Genomic DNA, 14022 nt, shown 5'->3' on the forward strand with positions numbered 1-14022 from the left:
AGCACGCGTTTGCCTAGACTGCCTCGGAACTGTCACAAAGCGGAATCCGCCCATGCCCTTACAGCGCAGAACCTCGCGCAGCTCGCTCGCGCTGCTCCCCATGGCCTTGCTCGCAGGCGCCTGCATGACCTGCATGGCCGCAGCCGCGGAACTTTCCCCGGCCGATGCCGAACGCCATGCGCAGGCCACCTATCGCGAGTACTTCGAGCTTCTGTCCCTGCCCAACGATGCGATCTCGCCGGAGGACATCCGCAAGAATGTCGAATGGCTGGAGCAGGCCTTCCGCAAGCGCGGCTTCACCACGCGGCAGTTGCCCAACGACGGCAAGCCGATGCTCTATGCCGAGTACCCGGGCAGCGACCCCACGCGCAAGACGGTGCTGTTCTACATGCACCTCGATGGCCAGCCCGTCATTCCCGCGCAATGGGCGCAAAAGAGCCCGTGGACGCCCGTGCTCAAGCGCAAGGCGGCCAACGGGGGATGGGAAGAGATCGATTCGGCGCCGCTCTTCAGCGGACCGCTCGACCCCGAGTGGCGCGTGTTCGGCCGCGCGTCGGCCGACGACAAGGGACCGATCATGATGATGCTCGCGGCCATCGACGCCCTGAAGGCCGGCGGCGGGCAGCCGGCGGTCAACGTCAAGGTGATCCTCGACAGCGAGGAGGAAAAAGGCTCGCCGTCGATCAGCAAGGTGATGCAGGCGCACCGCGACCTGCTGCGCTGCGACGCGATCGTGATCCACGACGGCCCCATGCACGCCACCAACCGGCCCACGCTGGTGTTCGGCAACCGCGGCGCGGCCAGAGCCCAGCTCACGGTGTACGGCGCCAAGGTGCCGCTGCACAGCGGGCACTATGGCAACTACGCGCCCAATCCGGCGCAGCGGCTGGCCAGCCTGCTGGCCTCGATGAAGAACGATCAGGGCCGCGTGACGGTGGCCGGCTACTACGACCACGTGAAGATCGGCGAGGCCGACCGCAAGATCATGGCGGCCGTGCCCGACGACGAGGCCGCACTCAAGCGTCGCCTGGGTATTGCCCAGACCGACAAGGTCGGCGCCAACTACCAGGAGGCGATGCAGTACCCCTCGCTGAACGTGCGCGGCATGGCCGCGGCAGCGGTGGGCGACAAGGTGGCCAACATCGTGCCCGACAAGGCCGTGGCCGAGATGGACCTTCGCACCACGCCCGACTCCGATCCGACCTACCTCGGCCAGCTCATCCAGAAACACATCGAGCGCCAGGGCTACCACCTGGTCAAGGGCGAACCGACCGACGAGGAGCGCAGCCGCTACGACAAGCTCGCGAGCTTCTCCTACCAGAGCGAGGGCGGCGAAGCAGCGGGCTCGCAGATCGACTCGCCCGTGGGGCGGTGGGCCTACAGGGCGCTGAGCGACACCTTCGGCGCCAAGCCCGAGCCGGTGCGCATCCGGATGATGGGCGGCACGGTTCCCACCGCCGAGATCGTGCGCGTGCTGCCGGTGCCCTTCGCGATCATTCCGCTGGTGAACGCCGACAACAACCAGCATGCAGCCAACGAGAACCTGCGCATGGGCAACTACGTGAGTGGCGTGCGCACCGTGTACGGGCTGATGACGCAGGCGTTCTGAGGTCCTTCAGCCGAGCTTCAGCCCGGCTTCTGCGCCTGCTCGCACTCGACCTGGATCAGCTCGCGCTCGTCCAGCGTCGCGCCGATGCGCACCGCGCTCAGGCAGCCGCCCCACACGCAGCCTGTGTCTGTAGAGAGCAGGTCGGGCCGCGAGAGCCAGCCCAGCGTCGACCAGTGGCCGAAGGCGACCGTGGCGTTGGCCGTCTTGCGCCCGGGCACGTCGAACCAGGGCATGAAGCCTTCTGGCGCGGTGGCCGCGCTGTCCTTGGCATCGAACTCCATCACGCCTTCGGTCGTGCAGAAACGCAGCCGCGTCAGTGCATTGACGATGGCGCGCAACCGGGCGCTGCCCGTGAGCGCGTAGCTCCATTGCGCCGGCTCATTGCCGTACATCGACATCAGGAACTCGCCCAGCGCCGGCCCGCGCAGCACCGATTCGACCTCTGACGCCAGCACCAGCGTGTCGCCCACCGTCCACTGCGGCAGCACGCCCGCGTGCACCATCAGCAGATCGCCGTTGCCTATGCGCATGTGCAGCGCCATGTGCTGCTGGCGCACCCATTCGAGCAGGGTCTCGATGTCGGGCGCGGCCAGCAGCTCGGCCAGGGTGTCTTTGCGGCCGGCCTTGCGCGCGCCGTGCGCCACGCCCAGCAGGTGCAGGTCGTGGTTGCCCAGCAGGCTCAGCGCCGAGGCGCCGTAGCCCTGCACGCGGCGCAGCACCGCGAGCGAATCGGGCCCCCGGTTCACCAGGTCGCCCAGCAGCACGATGGTGTCTCGGCTGGGGGAGAAATCGATCTTTTGCAGCAGCCGCCCGAGGGGGGCGTCGCAGCCCTGCAGGTCGCCAATCAAGTAAAGTGACATTCCCTCATTCTCTCCCTCAGTTCATGGATGTCTTCCTCCTGGCCTTGTTGACCACGCTCAACGCGTTGTTCGCAATGTCCGAAATGGCCCTTTCCACCAGCCGGCGCGCACGTCTCGCGGCACTGGCCGAAACGGGAGACACCGGCGCGGTGGCCGCGCTGAAGCTGATGGAGTCGCCCACGCAATTCCTCTCGACGGTGCAGATCGGCATCACCTCCATCGGCATGCTCAGCGGCATCGTCGGCGAGGCTGCCTTTGCCGAGCCGCTCTCTGTGTGGATCGAAAGCGTCGGCATGGGTCGCGGCACCGCCAGCATCGCGTCTACCGCGGTGGTCGTCACCTGCATCACCTTCTTCACCATCATCTTCGGCGAGCTGGTGCCCAAGCGCATCGGCCAGCTCTACCCCGAGCCCGTGGCGCTCTGGGTGTCGCGCCCCATGCGCGGGCTGGCCAAGGCCGCCAAGCCTTTCGTGTGGCTGCTGGCGGGTGCCACGGCCACCATGCTGAAGGTGCTGCGCATCGACGCCAACGCGGCTCGCTCCGTCACCGAAGAAGAGATTTCGGCCAGCCTCGAAGAAGGCGTGGACGCCGGCGTCATCGAGCAGCATGAGCACCAGATGGTGCGCAATGTGTTTCACCTTGATGACAGGCGCCTGTCGTCGCTGATGATTCCGCGTGCCGACATCGAATGGCTCGACGCCTCCTTCAGCGTGCAGCAGGCGCTGCAGAAGGTGGCCGAGGCGGGCGCGCTCAACCTCGTGCATTCCTGGTACCCCGTGTGCCGCAACTCGCTCGACGACGTGGTCGGCGTGATCAGCGTGGCGCACCTGCTGCGCCTGGGCGCCGCACACCCCGGTGTGCTCGGCCAGGAGGCCACGCCCGCCGTGTTCGTGCCCGAGACCCTTACCGGCATGGAGCTGCTGGAGCAGTTCCGCGCCCGCGCCGGCCGTCTCGTGTTCGTGGTCGACGAATACGGCGTGGTGCAGGGTCTCATGACTCCGCGCGATCTGCTCGAAGCCATCACCGGCGAGCTGCAGCCTGGCATGCAGACCGACGCCTGGGCGCGTGAGCGGCCCGACGGCGTGTGGGAGCTCGACGGGCTCATGCCTGTGTCGGAGCTGCGCGCGCGCCTGGGCATCCGCGAGCTGCCCGACGAAGAGCGCAACCGCTACAACACCGTGGCAGGCCTTCTGATGGCCGTGTCCGGTCATCTGCCCGAGGTGGGCGAGCACATCGACTGCGCCGGCTGGTGCTTCGAGATCGTCGCGCTCGAAGGCCGCCGCATCGATCGCGTGCTGGCATCGCCCGACCCGGCGGCGCCCCCCAAGGAAGACTGAGGCGCGGGCCATGCTGTCGCTGCTTGCTCTCAGCTGCCCGCAATGTTCTGCGCCGCTGCCGCGCGCCGCCCGCTGGCGCACGGTGAACTGCAGCTACTGCGGTGCCACAGTCGTGCGCGGCGAGGAAACCGTCGAGCGCGAGAGCTTCCGCGCCGCGCTGCGCCGGGCCAATGCCGACGTTGCCGGTGGACGCATCCTCACGTGGCGTGGTGTGCGCTACCGCGTGCTGGCGCCGCTGGCTACCGGCGAGCACAGCGAAGTGCTTCTGGCCGAGCGCCTCGGCGCATTGCCCGAACGCGTCACCATCAAGCTCGCACGAGACAGCGCGGCCAACGACGTGCTGGTGCGCGAAGGCGCGGTGCTGCAGGCCCTGCAAGACTTGTCGGTGCCCGGTGCTGCCTACTTCACCCGCCGCCTGCCGCAGCCCTTGGGCGTGGGCGTGGCCGAAGGTCTGGGTGACGGCGCCCGCCAGGCGCTGGTGCTGCGCCATCCGCCCGGCTTCTGGGGCAGCCTGCAAGACGTGCAGCAGGCCAATGCACAAGGCATCGATCCGCGCCATGCCGTGTGGATCTGGCGCCGCATGCTCGAAGTGCTGGCCTTCGTGCACGGCGCCGGCTGGACGCATCGAGACCTGTCGCCCGCGCACGCGCTCGTGCATCCGCGTGATCACGGTGTGCTGCTCGTCGGCTGGTCGCGCGCTCAGCATGCGACCGGCTCGGCCCAAGGCTTCGCTGTTGCTCGCGACCTCATGCAAGCCGCCTGGACCGTGCGCGCCGTGCTGCATGGCGGCGCGGCCGGCGAGCCCGGCTTCGGCTCTCACACCCCTGCACCGCTGGTCGCCTTGCTGCGCCAGTGCAGCGAAGACGCCGCCACCTGCCGGCGCCTCGGTGCGCAGGGCATCGAGCAAGAACTCTCCGCCGCATCGCGCGAAGCCTTCGGCGCATCGAAGTTCGTTCACTTCGACCCCGCGCCGCGCGCCGGCGCCTGAACCGCAGTCATCAAGGAAGAAAAGCTCATGGGATACGGAAACTACTCGCACGCCGCCCACACGGCGCTCATTGCCGACCGCGCCGCCAAGCCCGGCGCCGAGGTCTTCACGCAGCGCTCCACCCACCCGCTGATGAACCCGAAGGGCCTGAAGGTGCGTGAGTCGCGCGACAACGCTGACCACCCCAACTCGCTGGGAATCGTCTTCGCGCTCGACGTCACCGGCTCCATGGGTGACATCCCGCAGACCCTGGCGCGCCGCGAGCTGCCCACCTTCATGAAGCTGCTTACCGATTGCGGCGTGGCAGACCCGCAGCTCATGTTCATGGCCATCGGCGACGCCACCTCCGACCACGCGCCGCTGCAGGTCGGCCAGTTCGAGTCGACCGCCAACCTCATGGACCAGTGGCTCACCTGGAGCTATCTCGAAGGCGGTGGCGGCGGCACCGGCGAAGAAAGCTACGAGCTGGCCTTCTACGTCATGGCGCAGCACACCGACATGGACTGCTGGGTCAAGCGCAAGAAGCGCGGCTACCTGTTCGTTACCGGAGACGAGCTGCCGTACCCGGCCGTCTCGCGCCACCAGGTCGAAGGCCTCGTCGGCGAGAAGCTCGACGAGGATATTCCCATCGAGGAAGTCATCGCCGCCGCGGCCGAGACCACCAACCTGTTCTTCCTGATTCCCGACGCCCAGCGCCGCCGCCGCTGCGAGCCGCGCTGGCGCGAATTGCTGGGCGATCACGTCATCTGCATGGATTCGCCCGACGATGCCTGCGCCGTGGCCGCCGGCATCGTCGCCCTCACCGAGAAGGCCGTGCCCAGCCTCGAAGCGCTGGCCGGCGTGATGAGCGGCACCGGCATGGCCAAGGAGCGCGTCGGCGGCGTGCTGCATGCGCTCGACGGCTATGCCGCGCTGCTCGACCCGAGCGCATCGCGCCGCGCACCGCCGGCCGTGGCCGCCGCGGCAGCGGGCCCGCGTTCGTCGTGGTGGAAGCGGCTTTTCGGCTGATGGCCGTGTGACTGCCGCCACGCGCTACGTCTCGCTGCTGGGCCTTGGATTCGGAGACTGCGGCAAGGGACTCTTTACCGACCACCTGTGCGGCGCGTTGCAGGCCCACACCGTGGTGCGCTTCAACGGCGGCGCGCAGGCCGGGCACAACGTGGTGCTGGCCGACGGTCGGCATCACACCTTCTCGCAGTTCGGCGCCGGCAGTTTTCAGGCGGGCGTGGGCTCCGTACTTGCGAGCCCGGTGGTGGTGCACCCGACGGCACTGCGCGTAGAGGAAGCGGCATTGCGCCGTGTGGGCGTCGAGGACGCCTTCTCGTGTTTGCTGATCGACGCTCGCTGCCGCGTGACCACCCCGTTCCACCAGGCTGCAGGGCGGTTGCGCGAATGGGTGCGAGGGGAGGGCGCGCATGGCAGTTGTGGCGTGGGTGTTGGCGAGACCGTGCGGCACGCGCTTGCTTCACCCGACGAAGCCTTGCTCTACGGCGACTTGCTGCAGCCCGCACGCGCACTTGAAAAACTGGAAGCCTCGCGCACCACGCTGCTGCGCGAGTTCGCAACCAACTCAGTTCCCTCGCATGCCGATGCCGCGCAGGAGATCGCCATGCTTCGAGACGACACGCTCGCACAGCGCTGGCTGGATGCCGTGGCGCCGTGCCTGAAGCAGTCGCCGCCCGCAAGCGCGGACCGCATCGCTGAACGCCTCGCGCAGCCCGGCACAGTGATCTTCGAAGGCGCGCAGGGCGTGCTGCTCGACGAGTGGCGCGGGTTTCATCCGCACACCACGTGGAGCACCATCTCGACCACAGCGGTCGAAGCGGTGCTGCGCGACATGAGCATCGATGCGCCCGTGCAGCACCTCGGCGTGCTGCGCAGCTATCTCACGCGCCACGGCTCAGGTCCGCTGCCCACGCACGACCGCGCGCTCGACGCGTGGCTGGCCGAACCGCACAACGCTGACGACGGCTGGCAAGGGGCGTTTCGGCGAGGGCATCCGGATGCGGTGCTGCTGAGGTATGCGCTCGATGTGGTCGGCAAGCTTGATGGGCTTGTGGCGAGCCATCTCGACGCCATCGAAGGATCGAACCTGCGCTGGTGCTCGGGCTATCGCAGCGCAGATGGTTCACGGCTCGACTCGCTGCCTCTCAGCGATGCGCCTGGCCTCGATCACCAGCATGCCCTGACGCAACAGCTGCACACAGCGCAGCCGCTGTACGAGCCCGGCACCATCGCCACGCAGCAAGAATGGATCGAGCGCGTCGAGACCCTGAGCGGCCTTGCCGTGCGCTACGGTGCCTTCGGCCCGATGCGGAACGCGGTGAGCGCACTGAAGCCCATCATTCGTCTTTGAAAGACATCGTGCCCTGCAACATTCCCCTGATCGTCGGCGCCGCACTCAGCGCCATCGCCGCACTGCTGCATATCTGCGTGATCTTCGGTGGGCCCGCGTGGTATCGCTTCTTCGGCGCGGGCGAGCGCATGGCCGCAGGTGCGGCGGCCGGGCATCTGTATCCGCCCATCGTCACGTTGCTGATTGCGTGCGTGCTGGGGGTGTGGGCCGCGTATGCGCTCTCGGGGGCAGGGGTGCTGCAACCGCTGCCGCTGCTGGTGTTCGTGCTGCCTGCAATCACGGCTGTGTACCTGTTGCGCGGGCTCGTCGTATTGGCGTTGTTCGTCTTCGATCGGCGGCGCTTGACGGCCTTCTGGGTGTGGAGTTCGGCGATCTGTCTCGTGTTCGGCATCTTCCATCTGGTTGGATTGATCCAGGTGTGGGATAGGCTTTGAATTTGTCGAATGCGCGTCCGATCGGTTCGTACGCATCTGCGCATTGGTAAAAAAATAGATGAAACAAGGGATCAAGGCATGAAGAAATTCGTGGTTTCCGATGTGGCCCGTGGCGGGCCATGCGAGACGCTCGATGCGCAGGAAAGCATCCGCAGCCTGCTCGCCAAGCCTGTCGAAGACCTGTACTGCGCGGCCTCTCGTCTCGTCTCATGCGATACACAGCATGCCTTGGTGAAGGCAGCGCACGACGCCTTCTACGATCACCATCCCCTGGTCATCCGACCAGACGACATCTGGTTCTGCATTGCCCAGGGTTTTGCGACGCATGTGGGGCAGAACGTTGAAGCGCTCCGGTCGCGATTCGTCGCGCATGAAGGCAAGAAAACACTCGTTGTTGAAAGAGCAGACTTCGTTCTCGGCCAGCCGAACCCATGGCCCGAAGTCTTCGATGCTTTCTCCGCTCAGATCGGTGAACATGTGGGCGAGCTGAGGGACGTTGTCGGTGCCCGCTTCTCGACCACCACACCTACCGAGGCAGCCGCGTTCGACGTGTGCCTGATGGAAACCTTCGAGGGGTACTTCGACTATGAGGTGCGCTGCGGTTGCGGCATTCCTGAGATTACGCTGCTCGGCACCCCGGAAGACTGGGCTTCGATGATCCCGCGTGTGAAGCAGCTCGCGACCTACGGGCTCGAGGAGTGGGGTGAAACGCTCTGCGGTGTTCTGGACAAGATCCAGCGCGCTGCAGCGGGCGAGGTCGACATCGATTTCTGGCGCTCTTTCTTTCGCTACCAGAGTGGTTCGGGGCCCTCCGAGCTGACCGGCTGGATCGTTACCTTGTTCCCCTACCTGATCGTCGATTGGAGAACCAAGGCGCTTGGGCCAAACAAGTACCTGGGCAACTGGAAGGCGCACTTCGACGCTGCGAATGCGCGCACGGGATGGCTGCGTTACGACGTGCCATCAGAAGGCCCTGGCATCCATGCGGTGCCGCAGGCGCTGGCCAGCGCGCCCTTGCGCTGCATCGATCTGCTGAACGGCTCGAAGAAAGAGCTGCGATTTGTAGCGGGTATGTTCGGCGTCGCGCAGGATGGTGACACCGGCGCGCTGTCGGCGAGCTTTGGATGGGCGGTGGTGCATGAGCTGGCGGTTGATGAGGCCGCCAGCCCGCTTGCCGAGCCAGTGCCTGTTCTCGATGAAGTCACGGGACAGTCTGGCTTCCACTAAAACCATCATCAAGGAACGCGACATGGAGACAAGAGGGATTCTTCGCAGGCTCATGTTCACAGCGGGCTGCGCCCTGCTGCTGGGTCTTTCAGGCTGCGGCGGAGGAGGCGGTGGTGGCGGAGGGGGCGGCGCAGCGGTATTGCCCGTAGCTCCTGTAGTCACCACACCGCCGCCCGCGAACACCTCGAGCGGCCGGGTGGTCAGCATCTCGATGAAGTCGGATGCCACGGGCGCGACCTATCCCATCCAGTTCTATCTGCCGGCCGGATACGACAGCGCGACGTCGTCCTATCCCGCGATCTACATCACCGATGGCGACGCCGTCTACAACAACAGCGTGACGCGCTTCAAGAACTTCACGGACATCCTCGAGGCGGCGGGCAAGAAGGCGATCGTCGTTGGCATCGGCGGCACCGCGCGCCGCAACACCGACTATCTGATGCCGGGTGCCAAGGCGTACCACGACTTCCTCACCGGCCAACTGGTGCCGTATGTCGAATCGAACTACCGTGCCAACCCGGCCAAACGCATGCTCTCGGGTTTGTCGAACGGCGGCATCTTTGTCGCATGCGCCTTCTTCATGGAGGGCGCGAGCCAATTCACCTTCCAGTATTTCTTCTCTTCCGAGGCGCCCTTCAACGGCGCACACGACCAGATCGATCCGCTCGAAAGCCAGATGTACGCGAGCAGCAGCGGGCGGGACATCCCCGTGACCTTGCTGCTCGGATATGGCATCGGCAACGTCGGAGGAACGGTGATCACCGCGATGTACGACCAGATCGCCAGTCGCAACTACAAGGGCCTGCAGCTGAGCGTGAAGGGCTATCCGGGCGGCCACACGCAGATGGACTTGCCGTCCTTCGAGGACATCGTGGCGAGGTTCATCGACTAGCAGCGCAAGCCGGTCCCCTTCTTCCATCGGTCAGGCTCGGCGGGTGCCTTTGGGCAGCAGAGCCGCCACCACGCCCAGCAGCGGCAGGTAGGCGATGGTCTGGTAGACGAAGGCGATGCTGGTGTGGTCTGCGAAGATGCCCAGCACCGCGGCGCCCAGCCCGCCCATTCCGAACGCGAAGCCGAAGAACAGGCCCGACACCATGCCCACCTTGCCCGGCATCAGCTCTTGCGCATAGACCAGGATCGCCGAGAAGGCCGAGGACAGCACAAGCCCGATCACGACGGTCAGTGCCGTGGTCCAGAACAGATCGGCATGCGGCAGCAGGAGCGCGAACGGCGCCACGCCAAGAATGGACACCCAGATCACCGGCTTGCGGCCGATGCGATCGCCAACGGGCCCGCCAAGCAGCGTGCCCAGCGCCGAGGCGAAGAGGAAGAAGAACAGGTGCAGCTGCGCGTTCTGCACCGTCAGGCCGAAGCGCTCCATCAGGTAGAACGTGTAGAAGCTGCTGATGCCCGCCACGTAGAAGTACTTGGAGAAGATCAGCACCAGCAGCACCGCGATGGCGCCCATCACCACCTTGGGCGGATACGGCGCCGCGGCGGCCGGCTTCTTGCGGCCGGCGGTGGCAACATGGTGCGCGGCATACCAGCGGCTCACCTGCATCAGCAGGACGATGCCCAGCAATGCCGCCAACCCGAACCAGGCCACGCTGCGCTGGCCGAAGGGCACGATGACGGCGGCAGCCAGCAGCGGCCCAATGGCCGTGCCCGTGTTGCCGCCCACCTGGAACACCGATTGCGCGAAGCCGTGCTGCCCTCCCGAAGCCAGCCGCGCGATGCGCGACGACTCCGGATGGAAGATGGACGAGCCGATGCCCACGAATGCCGCGGCCAGCAGCACAAAGCCGAAGCTGGGCGCGAAGGCCAGCAGCATCAGGCCAATCAGCGTGGACATCATTCCGAAGGGCAGCGAATACGGCTGCGGCCGGCGGTCGGTGAACAGGCCCACCAGCGGCTGCAGCAGCGATGCGGTCAGCTGATAGGTCAGCGTGATCAGCCCGATCTGGGTAAAGCTCAACGAGAACTCACCTTTCAGGATGGGATACATCGCCAGGATCAGCGACTGCATCATGTCGTTGATCATGTGCGAGCTGCTGATGCCGGCGAGGATGCCGAAGGCCGGCTTGGCTTTTTGAGAAAGAGAGGCCGGATCGCTGGCCGCGCCGGTCGGCGTGGCACTGGTGTCCAAGGATGCTGCTGCGGAGGTTGTCATGGGAGAATTATCGAAAGCACCGCAGCGCCTGTCTCGCGCCAATCCACCAGAAACCCTCGCGAAAAGGACATGGACTCATCTCGCAAGCCCAAGGCCCTGCCTCAGGTGCTCAAGGAGATCGATGAGGCGCCTACGCCCGTCACCGGCCGGGCCACCGACTACCCAAGCGGCTGGTACATCGAGCCGCATGCGCACACCAAGCACCAGCTGATCTATGCCGTGCGCGGCGTCATGGTGGTGCAGGCCCGGGCGGGCCGCTGGGTGGTGCCGCCGACTCGTGCCATCTGGATGCTGGCCGGCATGACCCACGAGATCCGCTGCATCGGGGAAGTGCACATGCGCAGCCTGCAGGTGGCGACCGATGCCGCCCCCAAACTGCTGGGCGAAACCCGGGCGGTGGGCATATCGCCCCTGTTGCGCGAACTCATTCGAGCCGCCATGGAGGTGCAGCAGCCTTACGTGCCCGGCACCCGCGACGGCCGCGTCATGCGCTTGATTCTGGACGAGCTGCGTGCCTTGCCGGTGCTACCACTGCATCTGCACATGCCCTCCGACCCGCGGCTGCTGCAGATCTGCGAACTGCTGCAGCAGCAACTGGACGACTCCTCCACCATGGCCGATTGGGCGCGGCGCCTTGCGGTGAATGTGAAGACGATCCAGCGCCTGTTCGTGAACGAGACCGGCATGACCTTCGGTCAATGGCGACAGCAGGCTCGGCTGCTGCGGGCGCTGGAGCTGCTGGCGGCCGGCGAGAAAGTCATCGACGTTGCCCTTGCGCTGGGTTACGAAAGCCCCAGTGCCTTTGCCACAATGTTCCGCAAGCAATTCGACCAGACGCCCAGCCAGTTCTTTGCCGAAGGCTGAGCCCTCGCGGTAATCATCATCAGAACGAGCCATGAAGATCGACGCATTCGACGAAGGCCTTGAGCACCGGAATATCGTTCCGTATGACGCTGCATACGCCCGAGTCTTCGCCGGGGTGCAAGAGTACGTGCGAATGCATCTGAGCGACGTGGAACTCGTGCACATCGGGAGCACGGCGGTGGTCGGACTGCGTGGCAAGCCGATGATCGACATCACGGCGATCACGTCTCGCGATGACCTTCGGGAAGAGCAGAGGGCGTTCGAGCGCATCGGCTTTCACCGTCGGCCGGTCTGGGTCGACAGGGATGAGAAGCCGTATGTCTGTGGCTCCGTCTTGCACGAAGGGCGGCGCTTCAACGTCAACATGCACATCTGTCATCGCGGCGATCCTGTTCACAAGGATTCGCTGGCCTTCATCGACATACTCAGCCGCCGCCCGGATCTGCGCAGAAGATACGAAGAAGCAAAGGATCGCGCCCACGCGGTAGACCCGGCCAATCCCCAGGTCTACAACCGGGAGAAAGAGGCCGTGATCAAGGAGATAGAGGCGCAGATTCCGAGGGCCTGAACAAAGGACGGATGCATGGAAGTTCATCAAATTGGCGCTTCGGAACTCAAGGATCTTCTGGCCTTGTACAGGCATCTCCACGACGCCGATGACCCCTTGCCCGACGCCGCAACTGTCGCAAAAGCGCCTGCCGACCAGGGCCATTCCTTTCCGTGAGCCTCGGAACGAGGCTCATCCTCTTCACTTCAGGAGAACACAACCATGGCTACCAACACCGTCCGTCTGCACCGCGTGCTGCGCGCTCCGCCGGACCGGCTCTACCGTGCCTTCGTCGAGCCCGGTGCTTTCGAGCGCTGGCTGCCACCATTCGGATTCACCGGAAAAGTCCACAGCATGGAGCCCGTGGTCGGAGGCGCCTGGCGCATGTCGTTCACCACCTTTGGTACGGGCCACAGCCACTCGTTCGGCGGGAAGTACCTGGAGCTCGTTCCCGGCCAGCGCATTGCATACGACGCCACGTTCGACGACCCCAACCTGCCAGGCACCATGAAGACCACCGTGACGCTGACCCCTGTGTCCTGCGGCACTGAAATGTCCGTCGTGCAGGAAGGCATCCCCGATGTCATTCCTGTCGAGATGTGCTACCTGGGCTGGCAGGAGTCGCTTGTCGCGCTGGCCCAGTTGGTGGAGCCGAATATTCCGGGTTGAGGGGGCCGCTTTGAGCTTGTGCTCAGCCTTGGCCAGGTGGTGCCACCTCTCACCTCTCTGGAGGAGGGCGTTGCGAACTGGCCAGAATTTGCTAACCAAAACTTCAGAGGAAAGGGTAATTCAATGCACCCTGTGATCCGTCTTTTTGCAACCCTCATCGTGTTATTGAGCAGCGTGGCAAACGCAGGACAGGGGCGCGAGTACGTCAATTCCTATTTCGAACTCTGGCTCAAGGCCCACAACTTCACGAAATTCGAGAAGAAGCCGAATGGGCTCTTCTTCCCCGCGCAAGGGGTACTTCTCGACGGTGAGATCCATGAGGCAAAGGAGTTTTCCTCCAGCAAGTTGTACTCGGTCGAATCCCGGGTTTCCATCACGTTCAAGGATGGGCGTCGGCTCGACGATTTTGTCGTGGGCATAGGGAGCACCGCCGAGGAAGCGTTCAAAGACTCGCTGCAGAACTTCTGTCTTACGACGCTGCACCCGATCTACGCAGAGCTCTTCGATCATGCCGACTCTCATGTCAGAAAGGATGCATGGGAGATCAACGGCACTCGGCGCCGGATTTTCTTGTCCGAGTGGGGGCAGCGGGGTGTGTCGATCAATGAGGCCACCCAGAAGCAGATCGAGCAGTTGATCGCTGCGGAGTTGCGGAACAGCTCCCCGACAAAGGAACTGCAATGGGCGAAGCTGGTTGTTCTGATCGTCAAGGGGAAGGTGGAGCAGGTGGTGTTCACGGTCAACGGCATGCAGGACGAGCGCATTACGCGACGGCTCTCCGCTTTCAAGTGGCCAGCCTCCGGCGAATTTACGATGGCGAAATTGTTCTTTGTGATCGGTGGGGTGTAGTCGCTCGAGCTGGCGCCGCCCTATGTGCAGACGGAACTCACGGGCGACAGCCAGGCATCCGACCCGCGTGCCATGCCGCTTGCCGCGTACGTGGCGGAGGTCATGCAACTGC

Annotated in this window: 15 protein-coding genes; 13 read left to right on the forward strand and 2 right to left on the reverse strand. The window is 65.1% G+C overall.

What is annotated here, in order from left to right; all coding sequences use genetic code 11:
- The first annotated feature begins 52 nt into the window (after positions 1-52).
- Positions 53-1609 (forward strand): M20/M25/M40 family metallo-hydrolase, encoded by a 1557-nt coding sequence (locus NWF24_RS07505; RefSeq protein WP_375338443.1) that lies wholly within the window; start codon positions 53-55, stop codon positions 1607-1609.
- Between the two features lie 17 nt (positions 1610-1626).
- Here NWF24_RS07505 and NWF24_RS07510 read toward each other — a convergent pair whose 3' ends face one another.
- A complete protein-coding gene (locus NWF24_RS07510; protein WP_258353641.1) occupies positions 1627-2469 on the reverse strand; it encodes a symmetrical bis(5'-nucleosyl)-tetraphosphatase in 843 nt (280 codons plus the stop codon).
- Positions 2470-2492: 23 nt separating this feature from the next.
- Here NWF24_RS07510 and NWF24_RS07515 point away from each other — a divergent pair, with 23 nt between their 5' ends.
- The 7 genes from NWF24_RS07515 to NWF24_RS07545 all read left to right on the forward strand — a co-directional run bounded on the left by NWF24_RS07515 (position 2493) and on the right by NWF24_RS07545 (position 9703).
- Positions 2493-3806 (forward strand): hemolysin family protein, encoded by a 1314-nt coding sequence (locus tag NWF24_RS07515; protein WP_258353642.1) that lies wholly within the window; start codon positions 2493-2495, stop codon positions 3804-3806.
- A 10-nt stretch (positions 3807-3816) separates the two neighbouring features.
- Entirely contained in the window at positions 3817-4794 is a 978-nt protein-coding gene (locus tag NWF24_RS07520; RefSeq protein ID WP_258353643.1) for a lipopolysaccharide kinase InaA family protein, read from the forward strand.
- Positions 4795-4821: 27 nt separating this feature from the next.
- Entirely contained in the window at positions 4822-5802 is a 981-nt protein-coding gene (locus tag NWF24_RS07525; protein WP_093080801.1) for a hypothetical protein, read from the forward strand.
- 7 nt (positions 5803-5809) lie between these two features.
- Positions 5810-7150 (forward strand): adenylosuccinate synthetase, encoded by a 1341-nt coding sequence (locus NWF24_RS07530; RefSeq protein WP_258353644.1) that lies wholly within the window; start codon positions 5810-5812, stop codon positions 7148-7150.
- The gene (locus tag NWF24_RS07535; protein WP_258353645.1) at positions 7147-7584 is read left to right on the forward strand and encodes a hypothetical protein; all 438 of its coding nucleotides are present in this window, start codon (positions 7147-7149) and stop codon (positions 7582-7584) included. Before NWF24_RS07530 ends, NWF24_RS07535 begins: the two co-directional genes overlap by 4 nt.
- A 78-nt stretch (positions 7585-7662) precedes the next feature.
- Positions 7663-8811 carry a DUF4419 domain-containing protein gene (locus tag NWF24_RS07540; RefSeq protein WP_258353646.1) on the forward strand — a complete coding sequence of 383 codons (1149 nt, stop codon included), beginning with the start codon at positions 7663-7665 and terminating at the stop codon, positions 8809-8811.
- A 22-nt stretch (positions 8812-8833) separates the two neighbouring features.
- Positions 8834-9703 (forward strand): alpha/beta hydrolase, encoded by an 870-nt coding sequence (locus NWF24_RS07545; protein ID WP_258353647.1) that lies wholly within the window; start codon positions 8834-8836, stop codon positions 9701-9703.
- 30 nt (positions 9704-9733) lie between these two features.
- On the opposite strand, the gene NWF24_RS07550 is transcribed toward NWF24_RS07545, so the two are convergent.
- Positions 9734-10981, reverse strand: a complete 1248-nt coding sequence (locus tag NWF24_RS07550) for an MFS transporter (protein ID WP_258353648.1) — start codon at positions 10979-10981, stop codon at positions 9734-9736.
- 69 nt (positions 10982-11050) lie between these two features.
- Here NWF24_RS07550 and NWF24_RS07555 point away from each other — a divergent pair, with 69 nt between their 5' ends.
- The 5 genes from NWF24_RS07555 (at position 11051) to NWF24_RS07575 (ending at position 13910) form a co-directional block, all read left to right on the forward strand.
- Complete coding sequence (locus tag NWF24_RS07555) at positions 11051-11845, forward strand: AraC family transcriptional regulator (protein ID WP_258353649.1); 795 nt, start codon at positions 11051-11053, stop codon at positions 11843-11845.
- 31 nt (positions 11846-11876) lie between these two features.
- A complete protein-coding gene (locus NWF24_RS07560; protein WP_258353650.1) occupies positions 11877-12413 on the forward strand; it encodes a GrpB family protein in 537 nt (178 codons plus the stop codon).
- 15 nt (positions 12414-12428) lie between these two features.
- On the forward strand, positions 12429-12569 hold the full coding sequence (locus NWF24_RS07565; RefSeq protein WP_258353651.1) for a hypothetical protein: 141 nt from the start codon (positions 12429-12431) through the stop codon (positions 12567-12569).
- A 45-nt stretch (positions 12570-12614) separates the two neighbouring features.
- A complete protein-coding gene (locus tag NWF24_RS07570) occupies positions 12615-13061 on the forward strand; it encodes an SRPBCC family protein (protein WP_258353652.1) in 447 nt (148 codons plus the stop codon).
- A gap of 123 nt (positions 13062-13184) precedes the next feature.
- The gene (locus NWF24_RS07575; RefSeq protein ID WP_258353653.1) at positions 13185-13910 is read left to right on the forward strand and encodes a DUF6348 family protein; all 726 of its coding nucleotides are present in this window, start codon (positions 13185-13187) and stop codon (positions 13908-13910) included.
- Positions 13911-14022 lie beyond the last annotated feature (112 nt).

Origin of the sequence: Variovorax paradoxus (assembly GCF_024734665.1) — a bacterium.
Taxonomy (GTDB): Bacteria; Pseudomonadota; Gammaproteobacteria; order Burkholderiales; family Burkholderiaceae_C; genus Variovorax.